At 50.7% G+C, this 21,344-nt stretch carries 10 protein-coding genes and 1 tRNA gene; 3 read left to right on the top strand and 8 right to left on the bottom strand.

Going from position 1 to position 21,344, the window contains the following annotated elements:
- Positions 1 to 172: 172 nt before the first annotated feature.
- Complete coding sequence (gene ccsA, locus Mal48_RS00550; protein WP_145195147.1) at positions 173 to 4,027, bottom strand: cytochrome c biogenesis protein; 3,855 nt, start codon at positions 4,025 to 4,027, stop codon at positions 173 to 175.
- A gap of 70 nt (positions 4,028 to 4,097) precedes the next feature.
- Positions 4,098 to 5,183 carry a hypothetical protein gene (locus tag Mal48_RS00555; protein ID WP_145195149.1) on the bottom strand — a complete coding sequence of 362 codons (1,086 nt, stop codon included), beginning with the start codon at positions 5,181 to 5,183 and terminating at the stop codon, positions 4,098 to 4,100.
- Between the two features lie 617 nt (positions 5,184 to 5,800).
- Between Mal48_RS00555 and Mal48_RS00560 the strand changes: the two genes are divergently transcribed.
- Entirely contained in the window at positions 5,801 to 6,631 is an 831-nt protein-coding gene (locus tag Mal48_RS00560; RefSeq protein WP_145195152.1) for a DUF1571 domain-containing protein, read from the top strand.
- A gap of 126 nt (positions 6,632 to 6,757) precedes the next feature.
- On the opposite strand, the gene Mal48_RS00565 is transcribed toward Mal48_RS00560, so the two are convergent.
- Positions 6,758 to 7,144, bottom strand: coding sequence for a hypothetical protein (locus Mal48_RS00565; RefSeq protein WP_197441937.1), 387 nt, complete (start codon positions 7,142 to 7,144; stop codon positions 6,758 to 6,760).
- Between the two features lie 225 nt (positions 7,145 to 7,369).
- On the opposite strand from Mal48_RS00565, the gene Mal48_RS00570 reads away from it, so the two are divergent.
- Positions 7,370 to 7,443: transfer RNA gene (locus tag Mal48_RS00570), tRNA-Asp, on the top strand.
- 352 nt (positions 7,444 to 7,795) lie between these two features.
- Here Mal48_RS00570 and Mal48_RS00575 read toward each other — a convergent pair.
- The 3 genes from Mal48_RS00575 to Mal48_RS00585 all read right to left on the bottom strand — a co-directional run bounded on the left by Mal48_RS00575 (position 7,796) and on the right by Mal48_RS00585 (position 14,129).
- Positions 7,796 to 9,364, bottom strand: a complete 1,569-nt coding sequence (locus tag Mal48_RS00575) for a hypothetical protein (RefSeq protein WP_145195154.1) — start codon at positions 9,362 to 9,364, stop codon at positions 7,796 to 7,798.
- Between the two features lie 196 nt (positions 9,365 to 9,560).
- On the bottom strand, positions 9,561 to 12,914 hold the full coding sequence (locus Mal48_RS00580) for a DUF4332 domain-containing protein (protein WP_145195156.1): 3,354 nt from the start codon (positions 12,912 to 12,914) through the stop codon (positions 9,561 to 9,563).
- Between the two features lie 96 nt (positions 12,915 to 13,010).
- On the bottom strand, positions 13,011 to 14,129 hold the full coding sequence (locus tag Mal48_RS00585) for a hypothetical protein (RefSeq protein ID WP_145195158.1): 1,119 nt from the start codon (positions 14,127 to 14,129) through the stop codon (positions 13,011 to 13,013).
- Positions 14,130 to 14,658: 529 nt separating this feature from the next.
- Here Mal48_RS00585 and purQ point away from each other — a divergent pair.
- A complete protein-coding gene (purQ, locus tag Mal48_RS00590; protein WP_145195160.1) occupies positions 14,659 to 15,462 on the top strand; it encodes a phosphoribosylformylglycinamidine synthase I in 804 nt (267 codons plus the stop codon).
- A 103-nt stretch (positions 15,463 to 15,565) separates the two neighbouring features.
- Here the strand turns inward: purQ and Mal48_RS00595 are convergent, their stop codons facing one another.
- Positions 15,566 to 16,411 carry a c-type cytochrome gene (locus Mal48_RS00595; RefSeq protein ID WP_145195162.1) on the bottom strand — a complete coding sequence of 282 codons (846 nt, stop codon included), beginning with the start codon at positions 16,409 to 16,411 and terminating at the stop codon, positions 15,566 to 15,568.
- Between the two features lie 357 nt (positions 16,412 to 16,768).
- Positions 16,769 to 21,259 carry a PVC-type heme-binding CxxCH protein gene (locus tag Mal48_RS00600; RefSeq protein ID WP_145195164.1) on the bottom strand — a complete coding sequence of 1,497 codons (4,491 nt, stop codon included), beginning with the start codon at positions 21,257 to 21,259 and terminating at the stop codon, positions 16,769 to 16,771.
- Positions 21,260 to 21,344 lie beyond the last annotated feature (85 nt).

Below are 21,344 nucleotides of genomic sequence, written 5' to 3' on the forward strand. Positions count from 1 at the left end.
CAACCTGAAAATCAATTCGAAAGATGCTCTATTCGGATGAACGGTCAATCAACTCCACTGGATCAAATTGGTTGAGAAGTTTGCTTGATTTGTCGAGATCGCAGAAAAAAAGCCCGTCCAACGGGAGTGGAGTCCCGTCGGGCAGGCATCATTATTGTTATCGCAGTTTGCTCTAAGCCAGTTCGTTTGTCTCGGGGAGTTCGCCATCGCGGCTTCTCCAGACCGATTTCGGCGTGCAGCCAATTGCGGCGATTGTGATCTGGGAAGCGACAAACAGGGCCAGCCAAGCGAGACGGCCTTCGGTGAAACCGTAACTGTGCAGACCAACACCCAGTTCGTTGACACCGAACCAGGACCAGCTGACCACTGCGTTTCCTAAAACTGCTAACACTGCGATTCCTCGCTCTTTCACGAGGTTCCCCCAGCGGGCATGCAGGACAAGAGCATTCCAGAGCACGATAATCAGAGCTCCGTTCTCTTTCGGGTCCCAACCCCAGAAGCGCCCCCAGGAATCATCTGCCCAGAGTCCACCCAGAACGGTCCCGATGAAGCTGAAGAAAGTGGCGAAGCAAAGTACGCCGTATGTCATACGTGTAATTTCCTTCGACATGTTCTTGTTCAGGCTGGGAGTGAAAATTCCCATCATCAAATAGATGATTCCGAGTAAGCCTGCCAGATATGTGGTCGAGTATCCGAGGGTGATGCAGACAACATGTGTCGCAAGCCAGAACTGGGTGTCGAGGACCGCTTCCAGCACAACGAACGTATCACCATCGCTGGCGAGGCCGTCAGCAATTCGGAGTGTCATAAACCCTGCAGCCGCACCAACGAGGTTAGCGACACCGAGTTTCGAGACCATTTCCAGGATGATACTTCCGAGAACGACTGCCCAACCAATAAAGATGGCAGAGGAGTAAAGGTTCGTCACAGGTGGTCGACCGGAGATGTAAATTCGGCCAATCAACGCCACGGTGTGAATCAGGAACACAGTACACAAAACCCAGAATGCAGATCGTTGGAAAACCTGTGGTAGGAAAAGCCAGCCAAAAGCTGCCAGAATTCCAGCGAAGACATAAAGCGTTCCCGCAACATAGAAGGCGTCGAAACGATTATAGATCGCTTCGAACTCCGTCTTGTTCATGATGTTTGCATCCTCACCGGTATGTGGGTAGGAGGCAAGCAATTGCTGGTATTTCGCGAGATCGGTGTTGAATTTTTCAACATCACCAGCTCCATACGCATCAATCATCGAGAGGAAGAGTTCCATAGCTGGAGGCTTGGAGAAGGCTTCATCTCCGACCGACAAGAGCGCGTCGTAGGCTTTGCTGAAGACCATTGCTCGAGTGACTGATTCCCAATCAGTCCCCGGCTCATCCTCGTCAGAACCCATCTTGTCATCGATATGCGTAGGCACAATCAAAGCGATTGGGACATTTCTAAATGCTTCCTGATGCAGTCGATCGAATTCTGTAATTTTGGATCTCAACTCCAGTGCGGGCGACATGGCTTGTGCGGAGTCATCTTTGGCCCGCATCAAGTCGATAATTCGTCCGCCGCCGACTGTGAATTCCAACAGGACATACGATTCAATTTTGTTGGAGAGTTCAATGATTTTTCTCTCGAACAGTGACCGTTCGTTCGGAGGTGTGTCGGACGCAGCGACTTTGAAGTCTCTCGGCTTTTGTGGGTCAAGATTCGTCAAGCCTTCCAAGTCCCGCAGGATTGTCAGCATCCCCATTTCTTTGATGCCGTCCACCTCGCGTGAGTTGAGCAGTTCATTGAACGAGTAGGTGAACCGTTTACGGTCTTCGAGTCCGAGTGCTTCAATGACTTCTTTGTTTTCAATTTTGAAAACACGTACATCACGGGAAGATTCTTTGCCGGTCATGATTTGAAGCAACCATTCGCTGGCAGGGTGCTTTTTCCCATCTTCATCGCGATAGGTTTCGTAATCAGAAAGTTTCAGCAGGGCGTTACGGGCGAAAGAATCAATAGGCATCGACCGACCTTTGTTCCACATTGGAAGTTCGCCAAAGGTGGCGATGTGGAATTCACCCGGTTTTTCTCGTGGAGCGCGGCCAGCCATCGTGACTGAGAAAAGAATCCCCACGGACAAAACAGCTGCGGTGATCCAGCCAGCAACGTCAAGTTTGCTCGCAGGTTTCCATTTGTTGGCGATGCTTGCTGTGGGGGCTGTGTTACTGGATTTTGCGCGACGACCGAGGTACCGAAGCAGTGTTTGACCGAAGTGGAACATCATCCCGACCCAGACAATCATGCAGGAGACATACGGGGTCATCCAACCAGCGTTGTCAACAACTTGCAGTGTTGTGAATTCTCGGTTTCCTTCGACCAGTCCATAGTTCGATTGGTAGAAAGTTTTTCCCGCGAACCGCATCGGGTTGTTCATCCAGATGCGATGTTCAAACGTCAGATCCTCACTCGGCTTGTTCAGAGTGATGTATGAGGAATAGTCTTTAACCTTGCTGGTCCCTTTGTAATCGTTCTTTTGGACGTCATCGAGAGTGATTGAAAAGTCGTAGTAAAGGCGAACATATCGAAGCGCAATGTCGTATGTCTTATTGCCAACTCGGACAGTTTGAGCGCGTCCAAAGTTGCTGTCTGAGAGGTCAAAGATTGAGGACGTCAACCAGGTTCCGAGTTCTTTTCCGTCTTTCGATGTGAGAGTGACATAGAGGCTCGGTATGTCGACGCTTCCGCCTGTGTCAGTTCCTTTGACGTTGTCTGCGGGGATCGCAACGACTGATTTTCCAACACCTTCGGTGGCATCGTTCTCAGGAATCTTTTCATTGGGGCCAAAGCTTCGCAGACCACGAACATCAGAGTTGCGATAGAATTTGACAACTTTCATGTCAAACGGCAATTTTGGGCTCGAGATATTGGTCCCGTTCTTCTCTGATTGTTGTAACAGGCTCTGCGAGACAACAGTTTCGAGGTCTTCATCTTGTCCCGAATGGTCGATCACCGCGAACTCGACTTCGCGGATATCGCGACTGAAGTTCGAGGTTTCCCCTTCGATGATGGTCATCTGACTTTCAACATGCTGAACGCCAACAAGGACGTCGTAGAACATCATCAAGCCGATGCCTGCGTGGAGCAGCACAATTCCCGCACGACGTTTGAAAACGGCAATGCAGCCAACTAACAGAATTACGGAAGCGAGCGTCGCTTTGACCAGTTGATAAAGAATCCGCATTGAGGCTTCATCGTTGGCTTCCCAGTAGGCTGTGAAGACAGCTGTTAAAGCGAGCAGGACTGCGCCAATTCCGGATAACCATTTTTGCTCTTTCGGGCCCAGAGCAAACGTTCCGTAAATGGTTGCACCTGTGAGCCCACAAAGTGTTGTGAGCATGATCAGACGCAGGGTTTCGTAGCTAAGAATTGGATTTGATTGCAGTCCGTTCTCACTGGAGCCACTGAGGATCACGAGATAGGTGAAGATTGTGCCCAAGCCCAGAATCACGCTACCGACAATCAACCGTGTGCCGGAAGCTTGAACCTTGAAGCGAACCGTGTGAGCGGCCAGCAGGTTCAGCCCCATCAGAATCCCAATGGTCCAACCCTTAGGGAAATAGATTCCAAAGTTATCTGGGAGGTTCTTCGAACCATCAGGCCAAATCGCTGCCATCCAATTGAGGTTGTCAGGGAAAGTTGGATTCGGCGGGAAGAATGATTCGGGGAAGAAGAGGTCAGCATCGACCCAGACAAACAGCTCCCCCAGGTTAATCAGTGGAAGCGATGACGATGAAATTAATCTGCCAAGATCGACACGGAAGTACTCGTTGACAACCGTCCAGATGTCGTCATGCACCTGCGCAAACGTGCCTGCCAAAACGATGAAAATCGCAGCTCCGAAAAGGACAACTGTGAGTTTCAACGATGCCAGCGGCTTCAAAATCGATTGAACCGTCTTCCAGCTCTCACTGGAAGAGGAGGATTCGATATTGAAGGTGTCGTGACTCGGGATTTGGTCAACGTTTGTTTTTTTATCAGTGGTCGAGGCCATGATAGGCTCCGGTGGAGTTGATGATTTCGATGCGAAAGACTGATGCGGTCGGCTGTCGGTCAGCCGTCGGCTATTCAGATTCGATATTCAATTTCACAGATTTGAGGAACTCTCTGAAGCGTTCCTGTTCTGCTTTGACTGTTGGTGTTGGTCCGTGCAGCTTGAAGAACCACTTTGCGTCGCCCTGTTGCAGGATCACAGCGAGGATTGAATCTTCGGGGCCCTCACTAACTGAGAGTTGTCCGGCGATGCCGTCCACTTCAACCTCCTCGACCTGCTCCTTCAGTTCGGACTCTGTAATCGGGTCCAGCTTCACTTGTCCTCGCCAGCGATTGATGTTCGGGAGGACATCTCCGCCTCCACCCAGGCGGGTGATGGTGAAGTCTGCGTCTCCTGCTTCGTGAGGAGCAGTCAGGGCAACGAGACTGATCCCGTTTCCTTGTGCCTCCTGCCATCCTTCGGGGAGGTCATATTTCACCTGGTCCGAGGAGGGGCCAGGAGTTGCTGCCGGTGCCGCTGCCATGGCGGCTGTCCCGGTTAAAGACTGTTGAGAAATAATCCCAACGAGCATGTGTGTTTCGCCAAGATCTTCAGTTGTTCCGGTCAGGTGCACGAGCGAAAGGAATTGATTCCCTTTCGGCATCGACACGATTTCTGATTTTTCCATCGCCTCTGAAAGCCAGTCCTCAGAAGTGAGTGGCGGCAACCCAAGTTGTTGTCGCCAGCGGTCGATGTTGAGTTTGAGGTATTGGACTGGATCGGAAGATGGGGCTGGTAAAGGAGTGACAGTGACACTCGTCTTCTTCGCATTTGCAATTTTCAACGTTTGGTAAATAGGAGCGGGCCCATTGCTGGAGGTCCAGTTTTTGGGCAAATTGATTTTCGGAACACCGGAAGAAACATCAACTCCGATGAAAATCTGTGCAAATTCCGAGCTTGTTTTCTCGAATTCCCCGGTCGGCGCCATCAGTTTGAAGAACCAGACCTGATCTCCACCTCCAGAAACTGGAGCAGAGGTCGATTGAAGATCTTTTGCAACTCGATATTGACGAATTTCTTCATCCTGTTGAAAACACGAACACAGGAGAAGGCATGCCAGAAGAGGAGTCAATCGTTTGAGTGGGCGGGAAATCAGCATATTGGTCCGATGGGGCATTTGCGGATTTGGAATTGCTGTCAAACGAAGCAGTCTGTCGTTGATCAGCGTGAAGTATTTCGAAACGCTAACAATCCTTGTGAAATCGCGGTTATTCACTGAAATTTACAATCCCTTCTTCAGGTTTTGTGGTTCAAGTTTTGTTAGAGCTCATGGATTCGTGGTTGGAAACGATGCCGGTTTAGGAGGGAAACAGCAACCGGGCGTGGTCTGTTATGAATTATAGGCCGCTCAATTCACGAAAGTACACGACGACGTATGAAGATTCCGCGATCCCCTCTGCATTCTCAACTTAAGAAAACGAACTTTCATTTCCTGAACGGAATCAATTCCCCAGTTTGACTCAATGATGCGGTTTCTGGACCTGTTTTGACATTCAGACTCGTGGCGGGCAGCTAATGCAGTCGTGAAAGCACTTTTTAAGGGTAATTGAAACACTGGAGGTACTCTAAATACTCAAACCTGCTCAACCGGACGGATCGGTCGATTCCATGCCTGATTCCGAACAATCGATGCAATCGAATCGCAGAATCTGTCGATTTGGTTGGTAAGGCTCCAGGGATTGCGGAGTCAAGAATTGGTGAATATTAAGCATCAGCTATCTTGGATGGGTACCTATGAGTTCTGAGACCACATTATATACGAGACGTCGTTTTGTCCTGAATTCCGTGGTAACTGCTTCCGCACTCGGGGCAGGAGCACTGCTTGGGAACAAGCTGTTTGCTGATCCTTCGCAAATCGCTTCCAGAGTTCAAGATGCGCCGAGTTCTCATCCGTTGATTCCCGCCTTGCAGATGGGGACAAACTCCCTCAAAGCACTCGATGATGTCAAAGACTACACAGCGACTTTCACGAAGCGTGAAATGATCGGCCGCAATCTCACGGATGCGAAAATGGAGATGAAATATCGCCATAATCCTTATAGCGTCTATTTCAAGTTTATCAGCCCAAGTGCTGGCCGTGAAGCAATTTACGTTGCTGGTGAAAATGACGGAAAGATGCAAGCCCATGAAGTCGGGATCGCAGGGCTCGCTGGAACGCTGTCACTAGATGTCGATGGGCGTCTGGCAATGACGGACAATCGGCATCCAATCACCATGGCTGGTATGCATATCATGGTGTCAACCTTGCTGGAGCAGTGGCTTTCTGACACAAAACTGTCCGGAATGACGGTCAACTTCTATCCGAATGCCAAAATTGGCAAGATCGAGTGCAAAGCAATTGAAACGTCACATCGCTCACCTTCATCAGGTGCAAAGTATGCGATGTCCAGGCTTTACGTCGATGCGAGCACAAACTACCCGATTCGCGTCCAGCAGTACGAATTTCCGAGAAAGAACAAAAAGCAGCCGGAACTCGTCGAAGACTATCTCTACACAGACATTAAAACGAATGTCGGACTCAAGGACATCGATTTTAGTACCAGTAATTCCAAATACGATTTCTGAGAATTGGTTTGAGCTAGATTTGAGCGACTTGTCGTTCAACTGCAAATAAAAAACACCCGCACGAGATTGATCTCATGCGGGTGTTTTATTTTGTGTCTTAAGGCGTTTCCCTATCGGTAGATAGGTTTACTCCTCTTCTTCATCGCTCTCTTCGCTTGCGGCGGCAGGAGCGTCGATGGCCTCATCGTCTTCCTCTGGAGCAGCAGAGTCTGAGAGGGTCTCTTTGATCGGTTGGATGAAATAAAGCTTTTTGGTGCTTCGATTTCGCAGGGCAGTCAGTTTTTCTTCAGCTTTATCCCGCTCATCGTAGGCGAATCGGCCTTCTTCTTTCAGTGTGCCACTGAACACACCCCAGAAGATTTTCTTTCTCTCTGCGGTTTTTGTTTTCCGCTTACGAGTTGTTTTGGCCTTCTTGCGAGTTGCCTTTTTCTTAGTTGCTGTCTTCTTGGCTGTTTTGCCAAGCTTTTCAGCAGCTTCCGCTTCGATTCGTTTTTGAAGGCGTCGAGATGCCATGCCGGTTTCCAGTTTGGCAAGAAGGTTTTCAGCGAATACTCATGACTATGAGCACTCAATTTTATGAACTATTCCGAAGCGAGTAGTGTCACAACTTTTGCTCAGATGTCAAATGACCCGGATGGGGCGCGAAATGAGTCTCAAAAACTGAAGATCGTGACAAAAGTTATTCCTTGAGATTGACGATTGAAATAGGGAGTTCTAAACTCCCGGTCGAAACAGCGAGGGGCCGTAGCTCAATTGGTTAGAGTATCGGACTGTCGATCCGAAGGTTGCGGGTTCGAGTCCCGTCGGCCTCGCTTTCGAAACGCCTGCTACCGTAAAAGGTAGCAGGCGTTTTTTTTGCATTGGGATGTATCACAACTTTCTTATCTATGAATCTATGAGTTGCGATGAGCTTTTCCGCACACAGCTGAAATTCAGGCAGCGTCCCACTCACGGCTTGACAGAATCTTCCTCATGGATGCTCGACCGTGTTCTCGTGAAGAACGAGTTTCATCAATAATGTTGCTGTTGGGCACGAAGCAGGTCCTGAGTACCAATTCGAAAGATGCTCTAAAGACCTAAATGAAACAAGTCGCCCGGGACAGTTGTCCCGGGCGACTTGAGTTGAGGGTCATCTTCTGGTGTCACTCGCTTGATTGGGCGGCTCTACTTTTGGAAATCGCTACCATATTTGGCGACCATGGCTCTGCGGGTCGTTGAGCGTTCTTCGTTGATGATCTGCCAGATTTTGTCTCGATCGGGTTGGGTCTTGGCGACGATATCGGCCTGTTTGGTGCGAACCTGGTTCAGGTTCGTATCGACCTCTGTTTTCATGGGGCGACCGTAGTTGTAGGGGCCGTAAGCTGTCCAGGCTCCGCCGTACCACCAGTCGTATCCGTTTCGATACATCGGTTTTTGTTCGACTTTGTAGGTAATGCTGTGGTTCAGGGCGTCCACTTTCAACCCCATTCCACGCAGCGATGCTCCTAAGCTGCGCAGGTATGAACTCATTTTTTGGCCATAGTCCAGCAGTTCTGGGTCGACGTTTTCGATTGGAAGCTCATCGATGCGTTTTGCAAAATTGTCGTGCCACTGAGCTGTTTGACGATAGTTGTTAATCCGCTTGTAAGCTTTCTCCATGTCGTCCACATTATGGTTCACGGCTCGGTAGTATTTCAGCGAAGCCTTGACATCAATGCCGCTGGCTCCTTGGCTTTTCGGTTCAATCTCCGGTTTTGGAGGCTCTGGAGTTTTTGTCTGTGGCCCCGACGCGGATGGTGGGGAGACTGAGGTGACAAGGCTGAGGATTCGGCGCAAACTCTCACCGGAAAGTGGCATAGTTAAAATCACGGACTTTCCGCGAGTTTCGACGCCAGCGTTTTCGAGTTCATCAAGAGCGGAGCCCGCATCGTTGAGGAATTCGACCAGTAGACTTTTGATGTGTTCCGACTCTGGTCCAATAGTGCGGTCGAAGTCGAGGCGAATCTCTGCCTGGGTCGATTCTTTGACCTGCACTGCCAGACGGACACCTTGCAGTGATTGAAAATCGAGAGTTAAGGCTGTTCTTGCCTGGGTGTTGTTCTCAAGTGCTTTTGACCCAGAGAGGCGATAGCGAATGTGGACCGGGTCGAGCATGTCCTTCATTGAGATTGCCAGAATGATCTGCGAACTGGAATCATCGATGGCCTGAGCAAGGTACTCGTCGAGTTTCGTAGTCTCTTCCTCAGCACTTTCGCTAATCCAGCGGGAGACGTCTTGTCGAGACGCCGGGACAATTCCTCCCAGGATGCGTTCCTGGTTCTCACCTTGAAACTGGACAAAGTAGCCGTTTCGCTTCTGTGAGAAAAAGACAGGGTGCGAATTGATTTCCTGAAGTTCGTTGCCGGTTTCTTTCGCGATTTTTTTGAAATCAATCCCTTCCGGCAAGACTGTCAGGACGGAAGTCCAGTCGCCTCCGCCATGGCCTGGGCGAACGTAAGATGTCCGCAGCAACACATTCACCCAGGGAGGAATCGCGACTCCGCCGTTGAGGTGTTCCGTCTCGTGCTTCTTCTTCCAGTCTTCTTTGACACCCAGCGGGCTGTTGATGAAGTCGTGAACTCTCAGGAGTGCAACAGTATTTGCATCGTCGGGGACGAACTTCAGTAGGCCTTCATAAGATTGTGCATGTAAAGGTGTGAGTGTCCCCCATGAGCAGAAGAACACAATGAAAACTCGAACCGACCAACGCGACATATTACAGCTCCCCAACTCGATGTAGACCACTCAAAGTTTAGCGATCTGAGCATAACAGATTTTTGAGAGTTGGGAAATTAGTTGTGTGTCGAAAGGGAGCCCTCACCCAGTTCGGCAATCAAACATTCCTGCGGTGGTTCACCGGAGGAATGTTGCCGATTTCCAGTGCGTTTCGAGCGATATTCCTACGAGTCAATCATGCAGCTCGAAGAGAGCGGGATTGCTGAGCATACTGGATCCAACTGGTGACTTCTTCGAGATCAGGAGTTTTGGCTGATCTCAAGAGTCTTTGTCCTTTCGTGGAATTCACGAATGGAGAGACGATTTTGAACATTTCGGTCGGTGTGGTTGAGGAAATTTCGTCGACATCCGCGAAGCCACACGCAATGAGAACTTGAGCATCATGCCCGCGGAGTTCAGGGATACGGCAGACGAGGATCGCCTGTTGTTGCCATTCCTCGAGGACATCCGGGGTCAGTCTGCGGGAGTTCAAGCGACCGCTCATTTCTTCGGTATCGCGATTGACGAAGTCGGAAACTGTCATCACGCCGATCTTCTCAAAACGTTCTGCGGTTCTCGCTCCGATGCTGGGAGCATCGACAATTGGACTACTCATATTTAAGAAGAAACGAAGCTCGGCTTCTTGAGTTTCCGATTCAACAACAGAGTGAATTTTGACTGCTTGAGCCCCTTGCACATGACGAGTCGATCCTGAAGTACGGCGTTCGCTAGGTTGTGACTTTCGTCCCGAAATGTGGGAGACAGGAGTCCGGTGTGATCCGTCTCGACGACGGCGATTCACCGACCAGTCGTGAGCAGCTCGGTAGGAACGAGCACGTTGACCGCTGCGGACCCAGTTTTGAAAGTGTGTTCTGTCAGGCCAGTTTGAACGTTCGTTCAACCATGGAAGAAAACCGTATTCACGAGAGCTATCGCGGAGTTGCGTCGCTTTGCGGAATAGGTCATCAGCGTCCGCCTGTGCAAGTTCGCTGGGGCTCAGAATTCCACAAGCTATCAGCAGTTGGGCATCTCGTCCGGTGAGATCTGGAACGCAACACAGCAACCGTCCCTCGGCTTGCCACTGGCGAAGGGTTTTCGCTGAGATCTGCAGGCTGCCCAAAGGAATTTCGGTGTTTTCAGGATCAAGGTCGATCAAGTCGGCGATTGTTCTGACGCCGATTGAACCGACTCGACGCGACATTTGTTCGCCGATGGAAGGGATTTGTCCGATCGGGCTCATCGTTTGCAACCAAAACGGTTCATCGGGTTGGATGCGATCCAGTTGTGCAAAAGACTCATTGTCGTCACCTGTGAGAGGCTGATCAGTGCCGGTTTCTTGAGCGACAACCTCTTTTGAATCAGCTCCTGCTTCCGCTTGTGAAAGTGTCAGTAAGCGATTCACGCTTTTCTTCGTACGTCGAGAGCCGGGGAGGCTTTGGATTGAGACGCCTGATCGTTCGAAAAGATTCGCGAGGTGTTCCTGGCAAGTCAGAATAATCAGTTGATGATGCTTCGCACTGAACTCGACGAGCGTTTCGATGGCAGCGCTGAGGCGGTGTTCGTCGCTATCTGCGAGAACTTCATCCAGGATGAGCGGAAGCTCAATTCCGCGTCGCCGATATTCGTTCCATAACGAGAGTCGGAAGCTCAACGCAGCTTGTTCCAGTGTCCCTCGGCTGAGGGCATGGATCGGCAATTCCGTTGCATTTTCATTGGTGACAACAAGTTCTTCCAGTTGAGTATTGAAGCGAAACGCTGTGTAGCGTCCTCGTGTCATCTTCTTCAGCAACGTTGAGGCTTCTTCAATGACGGGTGAGGCTGTTTCGACTTTCAACTTCTCTTGAGTTCGCTGAAGAACTGTTTGCAACACAGCCAATGATTGCCACTGTTCTCTAGCGTCGGCAAGTTCCTGTTCGAGACTGGCATGCTCGTGGCGGAGCTTCATAACGGAATCGTCATCGGCAAATTGACCGGGGAGCCGCTGAAGTTCGAGGAGTCGGGCTTCAGCTTTTCGTTGCTTCTGCAAGGTTTCTTGCCATTGTTGCTGAAGTTGATGCTTTCTTTCCTGTAATTCAGCTTGGAGTTCTCGATCACCTGGCCGGGCATTGGATGTCGTGACGACCTTCGATGTTGTGACGACATCCTGGACAACCTGCGGTGACGGTTTCGAAATGGAGAGTCCGTCGATGTAGTGAGCGTGATCATCGCAATTGCAATGCTCAAGTTCATGCTTTGTGCGAAACTGGATTCGTTCATCAGTGGTGCGATCGCAGCCATGAATCAGTTCGTCTCGCTTGAGTCGGAGGCTTTGGATTTGGCGAGTCAGTTCCAGCTCGCATTGATCAACTCCGTCTCGCTGCGAGATGAGCATCAGCTGTTCGCTGGCGGACTGCTGACGACTCAGTTCCTGGCACATCAACGCGATTTGTTGCTGGATCGATTTGAGAGACGTACTGAGTTGCCCCTGTAAGTCCTGACAGACGCACTTCGAGAAGTTCTCTGCGTCTCCCAGTTCGGCTAAGACTTTTCCGAGAAGTTGTGTTTGACGTTCAATTGCGGTAATCGCGGACCGTTGTCGCTCGAAAACAATTTCCTGTTCCGGTGTGTCGGTTCCGGTCAACTCGGTTGATGCCAGCGTCAATTGCAATCGCGAACTTGCCAGATCACGCAGCACCTGTTGGGCATGTGCAATTTGACGATCGATCTCTTCGATTTCAGTGACCCAGTTCAGCTCACGAGCTGGCTCACTTCGTTCAACAATTTGTTGCTCTTCAACGATACGCTCTCTGTGAGACCAGAGTCGATCATTGACCTCGGTGAGATCGGATTGAACGAGTTGCAGTTCCGCATTCAGCCAATTGGATTCGGCGCGTAAGCGGTTTAAATCGCGTGTCGATTGAGTAATGTTGGCATGCCATTGGGTGTCTCGCAGCTGGTGCTGCTTTATTCCTTTTTCAAGGAGCAGGGCGACTTCACTTTGGCGTTTCTCGATCGCTTCGATGTTTGTGCGTGATGGTTGTGGTCCAAAAAGATCCTGCCGTTCCAGTTCCACAGTGTTGATTTTCTCTGCGATCCAGGTTGCCTGCTTCCGCTGAGTCTTAAGGTCGATTCCGTCGCGAATTGCGATTCGCAGCATCTCTTGAATGGAATGTGATTCTGGACCACTGACGAAGAAGACGGTGTTCACCAGATCGCTATCGCACTTGCCGAGTCTTTGACGAATTCGAGGAGCCGATTCTTTGTCGCCGTGGTGCGGGCGAATGGCGAGAGTGTCTTCATGACCAGGGCGAGCGTGACGCATAATGTCATAAAAGTCAGAGCCGACTTTGATTTCCAATCCACCACCGGGATTCCCACCTTTCAGTGGCGGAAGTAATCTCAATCGACGTGCCCGCTCAAAGTTGCAGACCATTCCTCGCAAGAATTCCAGAATGGTGGTCTTGCCTGCCCCGTTGGTTCCATAAACCACATTCAGTCCAGAGCTAAGCTGGTCAATCTCCAGCTGAGAGAGAACGCCAAAACCGTCGACGGATATTTTACTGAATTGCATCGGAAAAGTTCCTGAGGAGGAAAATAAGATGATCGTTGAATCGAGATGAACGGACTTGCTAAAGCAGTTTGCTCTACGGCAAGCATTGAAAACGCTTTACGCCGAATTCTGTCGGTGTTCAGTCAGCAGTTCAGGAAGTCTTTGAGCGACTTTTTCTTTGAGTCGTTCTAAAGAATGCTGGTCGATATCGAGAACCTGAAGGTCGAGGTTTTCGTAAACATCGTCCAAGGCGAGCGATTCCAATTCACCTAATGCGATTTGAACCGGAGTGTTGTTGCTGTGAGATGTCGTTTCAGATTCCTGCTTCGGAACAAGCAGGCGGACAGGCCAGCAGTGTGATTGCCGGGCTTGTGCATCGTTCTGCATGAATGACAGGAGTTCTGAGATTTCAAAGTTTGAGAATTTTGTGTTCTCATGGTCTTTGATGGTCAACGACAATGAGACAAGCGTTGGCTGTGCTCGGCGGTGGAGTTCCTCTTCGGACCGTTTGAACTGCTCGATGAGCTGTTGTTGAAGCTGCGATTTTGACTGGTTTGCAGCAACTTCAAGATTGACTCTGCTGAACTGAACAACTTCTGTTTCAACGGTCGAGTGAGACACTCCACTGGAGCTGTCAACTTCCACAAGTGTTGCGTGAGCCGGTCTCGCCTCATCCAACGCCCCCCTCTGGATGGGAGTTAATGAAATCTGAGTGAAGCCCTGATTGTTGTTTCCTTGGTAGCTGATTTTTGAAACACGGCCCATCGATTCGCTCAATCGGAGCACACAATGATGCGGCTGCGGTGACGACTGATTTGAAGCTGGGGACGCCCACTGAAGTTCAATCGGCTTCGAGCCATTGATCACGAGCGAACTCGTTGATTGTGATCGACTGAAAATGTGAACGTTCTCAGGCAGGGGAATTGTCGACGGCCAGTGAAAATGATTGGTCGGTTCGACACAGACCACCTGGATCCCGTGATTCTTCAGCCTTTGAAATTGTTCCTGGAGGAACCAGTAAGGCCGTGTCTCCTGATTGGGAAGACAGAACTTCCCGGCCAGCACAACCAGATGAACGCTCTCTGTCATCGCGGCTGAAAATAATTTTTTCGCAGCCAGAAACCGGGCGTTAATGATGGATGTTTGAAGGTTTGGTGGTAGATCGCCTGAGATTCCGTAAAGAGGTTCATTCAGACAGAGTTCTCCTGCCTGAAGAATGCGCAATGCGCTCCCCATAAGTTTGCCTCCCTGCATCCGAATGGAGTTTGAGCTATCTCAAAAACAATTCGGTCCTTTTTTTGGGTCAATTTCTCAATCATTTGCGGGATAATTGAGTTGAGGTCCTTACGCCTTCGCTCGTGGCCGAAGCTTTGTTGCGGGGGTCTCAATGCCTGAGAAAATCCCTCAATATCTCGGTTTTTCGATGCGTTCTTTGCTTCCATGCAAGGACTTCGGCAGAAAACTATCACAGATTTCCAAGTCCGACAAGACGAGATCTCCCACGCTATAGAATCGAGCTGAAGACTTTGCCCGAGTGTCGCATCCAAGAGAAAAGTGACTTAGAATGGGCACACAGGCAGCTGAGTTTTCGCTTCTGAGTCGCTGTGACTCAGGCGATCATTCCTCTGATCAGGCTGAGACTGCTCTCCGGACGGTCTCTTCGGACAGTCTGTCCGGTTCTGTTTCGTGGTCTGGATCTTGTGTAAGATCAATCAACCTCCCCTGCAGACACTCTCACACTCTCCACATTAGGAAATATTGGTTCATGGCCACTCCCAGAGTTTGCGTTCTCCGTGCCCCGGGGACGAATTGTGATCGTGAAACTGCGTTTGCGTTTGAGACAGCCGGAGCGCAAGCGGAACGTGTTCATCTGTTTCGCATTCTTGAGAAACCAGAACTGCTCAGCGATTTTCAAACGCTTTGCATCCCCGGAGGATTCAGTTACGGGGACGACGTTGGAGCGGGGGTCGTCTTCGCAAGCCAACTGAGGACGCAACTCGCGGAAGTGATTGGAGAGTTTCTTCAGAAGGATACCTTGGTTCTGGGGATTTGTAACGGCTTTCAGGTGCTCCTGAAGGCTGGCATTCTCCCCGGTGGAGCAGGGGAATGGACGAACAGAGACCAGACTGAACGACAGTCAACGCTGACCTGGAATGCGAACGGTCGTTACACCGATCTGTGGGTGAATCTCAAATCCTGTTCGGAGAAGAATGTCTTCCTGAAAGGGGTCGACACCCTCGAATCCCCGATTGCCCACGCTGAAGGACGCTTCATCGTGAAAGATGAATCTGTAATCGCAGACTGGGAAGCCAACGGTCAAATCGCTCTGCGGTATTGTGACGAAAGCGGGAAGACCTCCAAAGAGATTCTCGACTATCCCGTGAATCCAAATGGATCGCTCCAGAACATCGCAGGTCTTGGTGACCCGACCGGGCGCATCCTCGGCCTGATGCCTCACCCGGAACGATTCCTCTTCGCAACTCACCACCCGCAATGGACTCGTAAGAATCTCACCGGCGAAGGTGCTGGCATGCAACTCTTTAGAAATGCTGTCGAGTATTTTGGTTGAGTAACGTCGGAAATGAAGAGAGTTTCGTAGCCAAAGCGATCAGAGAAGCACAAGTTGACAGGTGAAACGTGTTCTTTACGGGCACGTGGTGGAGCAAGCTGCCCTATTCCTGAGTGCCGTTGTATTCGCCCAGTTTTTCCTTTTCCGGCAGATGCTCAGACAGTACAAACTTCGGTCGAGAATGGCTGTTCACGAAGGCTGCGATGTCGAGAGCTTCCTGAGTTGTGAGTGTCTCGTCACCAAGCGGCATGGCCACTTTGAGCCATGATGCGAGCTTCGGAACGCGACTCAATCCGGCACCGTCGTTGTAGGAGTCGTTCCCCCAGACCGGTGGGCCTTCGTCTGTGCCGAGTCCATCTTCGCTGTGGCAGTCTGCACATTGATTTGCGTAAAGCTTGGCGCCACGTTCGATGTTTGGTTTCAGCCCATCGAGAGTGAGTTGCGGGGTGTGGTTCGGACCCAGCGGCTTGTTCGGATTCATTTTTAATGCGCTCCCCTCGGACAGCCAGGTGATGTATGTCGTGATCGCGACAGAGACCTGACTCCCGTTAGGTGGGCGAATTCCGTTCTGGCTCCGCATGAAACAGTTTAAGGCCCGGTCTTCCAGAGTGATGACACGTTTCTCACGGGGAGACCAGGCAGGGTATGCAGCTGCCGTTTCCAGAAAGCTGCCAGCTTGTGGGTGTCTGCCAGAGTCCAGATGACATGAAGTGCAGTTGAGTTTGTTTTGAACATACTGCTTGGACAATGGATGCTCTGATGTCCGAGCGATGATCTCTTCGCCTAGTCGCACAACCTCACCAAGCTTACCGGGAGGATATTGCTTGGACTGAGGTGCATCCTCGGATCGCGTCGAGGACGCCAGTAGTCCAGCTCCAGCGAGAAGAAGTGTTGTCGCCCAAGCCGTTCGCATCTGTCCACGTTTACGCGTCTGTCCATGTTTACGCATGTTAATCCGTCTCTCTTGATCGTATCTGCATCAAATCAAAGGGAATCAAGTCGGCTAGAACCAGTCCGAAAACCTCTGGAATCACAGCTTTTCTCGATGCTTGAGAGCGTAATTTCAGGTTTCAGGTTCAGTTCTAAAATGCAATCTGCATCACCTGCACAACCATATGCAGGCATCACCCCGCTTCCAAGACAAAATTTGTCAGCTGATTGTTTCCTGCGGTTGTCTGCTGGAGTGATCGTTTGCTTTTCAGGAGGATGAATTCTTCATTTTTCGTGACCTTAATCACTCACATTAACTTCTCAAAAAACGCTGAAGAAATTGACTGCTGTGCTGCCTTCGAAACGGTCTCAGGCATCATTCCTGTGGCCCAGTTGTCAGGGACTTCAGGTAGGCGACCAGGTCGGCGAGTTGTTGTTCGCTGAGGCCAGTTTCCAGGCCTTGTGGCATGACGGAGACGGCGGAAGGAGCCATGGCTTCGATTTCGTTTCGCTGAATGACCACGGGGTCGCCGGTTGCCTGTTGGATGGAAAGCGTTTCGGCAGTTTCATGGCTGATGATGCCGGAGACGACTTTGCCGTCTTCGGTGATGATGGAATAAGGTTCGTACTCACGAGCGAATGTCTTTGATGGAAACAGCACCGCTTCGAGTAAGTCACGTTCTCGACGAATTCTTCCGATCGCTGAGAGATCGGGACCGATCTTCCCTCCTTTGTCTCCGATTCGATGACAGGTGGCACATTTCGATTTTTCGCTGAAGAAAATTTCTCTCCCCTTTGCAACGCTCCCATATTTCGTGAGCGGTTCAAGGCGAGTCAGCTTTTCGATTTGAGTCGCTTCCATTGCCTGCAATTCATCGAGCAAAGGTTGCAGAGCCTCCTTAGCGGATGCAGGCCATTTCTTCGAGAGTTGTTCTAACTGCGCAGTCGCCAGTGTTTTGCGGGATCGCCCCGTAGCCAGTGCGCTGGCGAACTCCTTTAACAAGTCTTCATCAGAAATCTTCGCGATCACCTTGAAGATCCCCTGCAGCTCAAGCGGGCCAGCTGAAGGGAGCCATCCCCCCACAACTTTGAGTTGATCCGCATTCAGGTTCGAGGCCCCCAGGATGGCAATCGCCCGTTCGACATGATTTGGTGGTGCGCCAAGTTCGATGGTTTCGATCAGAAAATCGAAACTCGGTGAACTCAGCGTACCAGCCGGGATCGCTTCAATTGCTAAGAGTCGGCTTTCGGATGTCGCTGATGAATCATTGACGATATTTTGCAAAGCATCATTGAACGGATGTTGAACTCCTTTCAGCCCTTGCAATGCAGCTTGAGAGACGCTTTGGTCTTTCGCTTCAATGGATTTCATCCATGGGGCTTTCCAGTCTGCGGGGACTTCTTTGAGTGGTGACCCTGCGATCCCCTGAATCATGGCTGAGAACTTTGCTGGGCTTGCTGGCAAAGTTTGCAGCCCTTTTTGCAGCACAGGTTGCAGCGGTTGCGTTGCAGCGAATTTTTGAAGCAGCGAAACAACACCCGACTCTTCAATGTTGATCTCTCCGTCGATCCATTTTGAGATCAACTCAGCGACCGAGTTCGCCCATTCCGGGTGATCTTCCAGTACTCGCAGCGATGCTTTCATCGTGCCTGGTCCCCCAGCTGCGATCACATTCATCACTTGGTCTGCCTGAATTTGATCGGAGGCCATTTGATGCAATGCTGTCAGAGCAACTCGACGAGTTGAGGAGTCTTTGGATTGCAGCCCCTTGAATGTTTCTTCTGGGGCATCAATTTGCATGAGCGCGAAGATCAGTGCGTGATCTTCTGGACGATCAGCGATGTTCGGAGCGTGATCCAATATCGCAGCGACGGCAGAGGCCTCTCCAATTTGGCCGAGTGACGTCAAAGCTGCGCGTCGCACATGCGGCGATGTATCCTTCAACGATTCGAGCAATCCTTGAACAGCTTGGGCATCCTTTGTGACTCCTGCGGACTTGCAGGCAATAGCACGAACAGTTTCATCTCGATCGGTTAGACCGAGTCGCACAACAGCCTGAGCTTCGGGAGTTCGCATGCGTGTGCAGGCCCAAAGTCCATTTTTACGAATAGGAATATCACCCCGTTGAGTCCATGTTTTCAGGTCTGCAAGAATCGATTCGCCTCGCAATGCACATTCTTCAATTGCACGCTCACGAACAGTAAATCGTGTGTCCATCAACATGAAAATCAGCTGTCGATTGTTCAACTCTTTCCAGTCGATTTGTAATCCGCGCGGGTCGACCCAAGTCGGCATTCCCTCTTTTCGAATCCGATAAATTCCCCCTTTGATATCCGGTTTGGCGATTTGCGAAGTGGGGCACCCGATCCGGAACCAGCCCCCCGTATCGACAAGCAACAATGATCCATCGGCATCTTCAAGAACATCTGTGGGATGGAAATCCGGGTCGCTGCAGGTGAGGAACTCGTGTTGTTTGGATTGATAGGTCGATCCATTTTTGTCGAGCTCCACACGAACCAACTGCCCGGTATTGAAGATGGTGACAAACATACTGTCGACAAAATCTCGTTCTAGAACTCCGCTGCGATACCGCGTAGTTCCCGAGACGCCAACATGCCCGAACTGATGCACTGGTCCAAGCAGATCACCCGTTGGTTGGAACTCCCCGAGGACGCGCTCGGAGTGTGGATACGTTCCTCCGTGTAGCCAATGCACAAGGCAATCAATGCGTGGCGAAGAATAAAGGATATTGACAGTTCCGAGGACATCGCCCGAGTCGGTGAAGTCGACTTCAACCGGGTTATCCATTCCTCCGCCCGCATGAACTTGCAGGTCGCTTCCATCGGGCCAGGAAGAGAAAATATACGATCCCGATTTCTTCGATTTGACGTTCCCATGTCGGTCTTTGATTTCGTGGCCATGGCGACCATCGCACCAATAGATCCGACCTTCCGGGCTGAGGAAACAGCCAGAGACACTCGCGGCGTTTCCGCTGAATCCGAACTTGGCTGGCAATTTTTCGCGAACATCAGCGACTCCGTCGTCGTCTGTGTCTTCCAGTCTCCAGATGTATGGCGGAGCCGCGACATAAAGAGATCCTCGATACCAGCATGCCCCCATCGGAAGAGTCATCTTGTCTGCAAAGACTGTAGACTTGTCGAAGATTCCATCGCCGTTGGTATCTTCTAGCATCTTGATGGAATTCGGAAGTTGCTCTTCAAGATCGTTATTCCGCAGATTCAATCCGGCGCTCTCCGCGACGAACAACCGACCACGATCATCGAATCCCGCCATCATTGGATGTTGAGCCAAAGCGGAACTGGCGACCTTTTCAACGGTGTACCCTTCCGGGACGCGGATCAAATGACTCTTGTCAAACTCGTCCTTCTGAGCCTCTTCCTCGACTGAAACGTTCTGCTTTGGCAAAGGAGGATTGAAGAGAACCGTTTGTGATTCGCCGCCATTCAGGAGGTCGTACTTCGGAAGCTGGTTCGTCTTGAAAAATTCATTCAACCGATTCTGCAATGTTTCCTGCTGCTCGAGAGCTTCACTCGCTCCGTAGATATTGTGTTGTTCTTGCGGATCATCTTTCAAATTGAAAAGTTCATCAGGACCATTCGGATAACGGCGAGTCAGTTTCCAATCGTCGGTTCGCAAAGTTCGCAAGAATTCGAATTCGTAGAACGCTTCCGAAACCCAGTCCTTGATTGACTTCCCTTTCAGTGCTGCTGAGAAGTCTCGTCCGGGAGATGGCGGATCGTTGGTGAGGGCATCGCCAAAACCAAGATAGTTGATCAACGTCGGCATGAAGTCATAGTTTGTGACCATTAAGTCAGAACGCTGACCCGCTTTGATTTGCTGCGGATGCCTCCAGATCATCGGGATACGCATCATTTCGTCGGTCGCAGTGACTGGTCGAGTGTGGTCACCCATGCCATAAAAACCGCCATGCCCGCCTGCCCAGCCTTGATCGGCAGCGAAGACCACAATCGTATTCTCATCAAGTCCCTGTTCTTTGAGGGTCTCCATCACACGACCAACACCATCGTCGACGCCGCTCACTTCGCTCGCCACTCGACGATTCGAAATCGGATTGTTCATGTAGTCGAGATTGTTGAACTGCCAGGGATGCGGATCGACATTCGGGAACGATTTCAGCTCCTGGTTGCGATAATGTTCGACATGCCGATTTTTCCCTTCATCGAGAAGTAATCGCCCCAGAGCATACGGTCCGTTGTAAGCGAGATAGAGAAAGAACGGACGGTCGTCTTCCTGCTTGATGAAGTCAACTGCATGGTCCGTCCAGAACTCGGTCAGGTACTTCGGCTCGGTTCGCTGTTTGCCATCTTCAATGATTCCTGCACCATAAAAAGTTGATGTGCCGCCATGTGGCATCGTGATCCAGTAATCATCCAGCTCTTCCTGCGGCTGCATGTTTCCGCCTAGATGCCATTTACCGACCAGCCCACAGCGATATCCTTTTGATTTCAAAATTTCCGGGACCGATTGAAATTCTTCGAGCGTGTTTCTGGCATCGGGACCGACCTGTAATCGACCACCATGCAGGAAGCAGTGGACACCGTGCTGAGACGGCATGAGACCTGTCAGAAAGGTCGCCCGCGTGGGTGAGCAAACCGGGTTCGATGAAAACGCCCGAGTCATCAGCGTCCCTTCTGCAGCCAGCTTGTCGATGTGAGGCGTCCGAATTTCTTCGTTGCCATAGCAGCCCAGCGTCCAGGCTCCATGGTTGTCGGTCAGAATAAAGACAACATTCGGATCTTTTTTTGACTCTGCTGCCAAGAGTCCGCTGATCGAGACGAAGCAAAGAGTTAAGAGAACCAGATAATTTGAAATCAATCGCAACATGAAGTCTTCCTCGAAAGCAAACACAACATCCACTGGACAGCCATTTTCATCAACTGAGCATAACCACTCCACTTTTTCCAAGCTA

This window comes from Thalassoglobus polymorphus, assembly GCF_007744255.1.
GTDB classification, from domain to species: Bacteria; Planctomycetota; Planctomycetia; order Planctomycetales; family Planctomycetaceae; genus Thalassoglobus; species Thalassoglobus polymorphus.

Bases quoted from the DNA above. Each gene is read 5' to 3' on its own strand.
- ccsA (WP_145195147.1), bottom strand. From the start codon at position 4,027: ATGGCCTCGACCACTGATAAAAAAACAAACGTTGACCAAATCCCGAGT.
- Mal48_RS00600 (WP_145195164.1), bottom strand. From the start codon at position 21,259: ATGTTGCGATTGATTTCAAATTATCTGGTTCTCTTAACTCTTTGCTTC.
- purQ (WP_145195160.1), top strand. From the start codon at position 14,659: ATGGCCACTCCCAGAGTTTGCGTTCTCCGTGCCCCGGGGACGAATTGT.
- Mal48_RS00575 (WP_145195154.1), bottom strand. From the start codon at position 9,364: ATGTCGCGTTGGTCGGTTCGAGTTTTCATTGTGTTCTTCTGCTCATGG.
- Mal48_RS00595 (WP_145195162.1), bottom strand. From the start codon at position 16,411: ATGCGTAAACATGGACAGACGCGTAAACGTGGACAGATGCGAACGGCT.
- Mal48_RS00565 (WP_197441937.1), bottom strand. From the start codon at position 7,144: ATGGCATCTCGACGCCTTCAAAAACGAATCGAAGCGGAAGCTGCTGAA.
- Mal48_RS00585 (WP_145195158.1), bottom strand. From the start codon at position 14,129: ATGGGGAGCGCATTGCGCATTCTTCAGGCAGGAGAACTCTGTCTGAAT.
- Mal48_RS00580 (WP_145195156.1), bottom strand. From the start codon at position 12,914: ATGCAATTCAGTAAAATATCCGTCGACGGTTTTGGCGTTCTCTCTCAG.
- Mal48_RS00555 (WP_145195149.1), bottom strand. From the start codon at position 5,183: ATGCCCCATCGGACCAATATGCTGATTTCCCGCCCACTCAAACGATTG.
- Mal48_RS00560 (WP_145195152.1), top strand. From the start codon at position 5,801: ATGAGTTCTGAGACCACATTATATACGAGACGTCGTTTTGTCCTGAAT.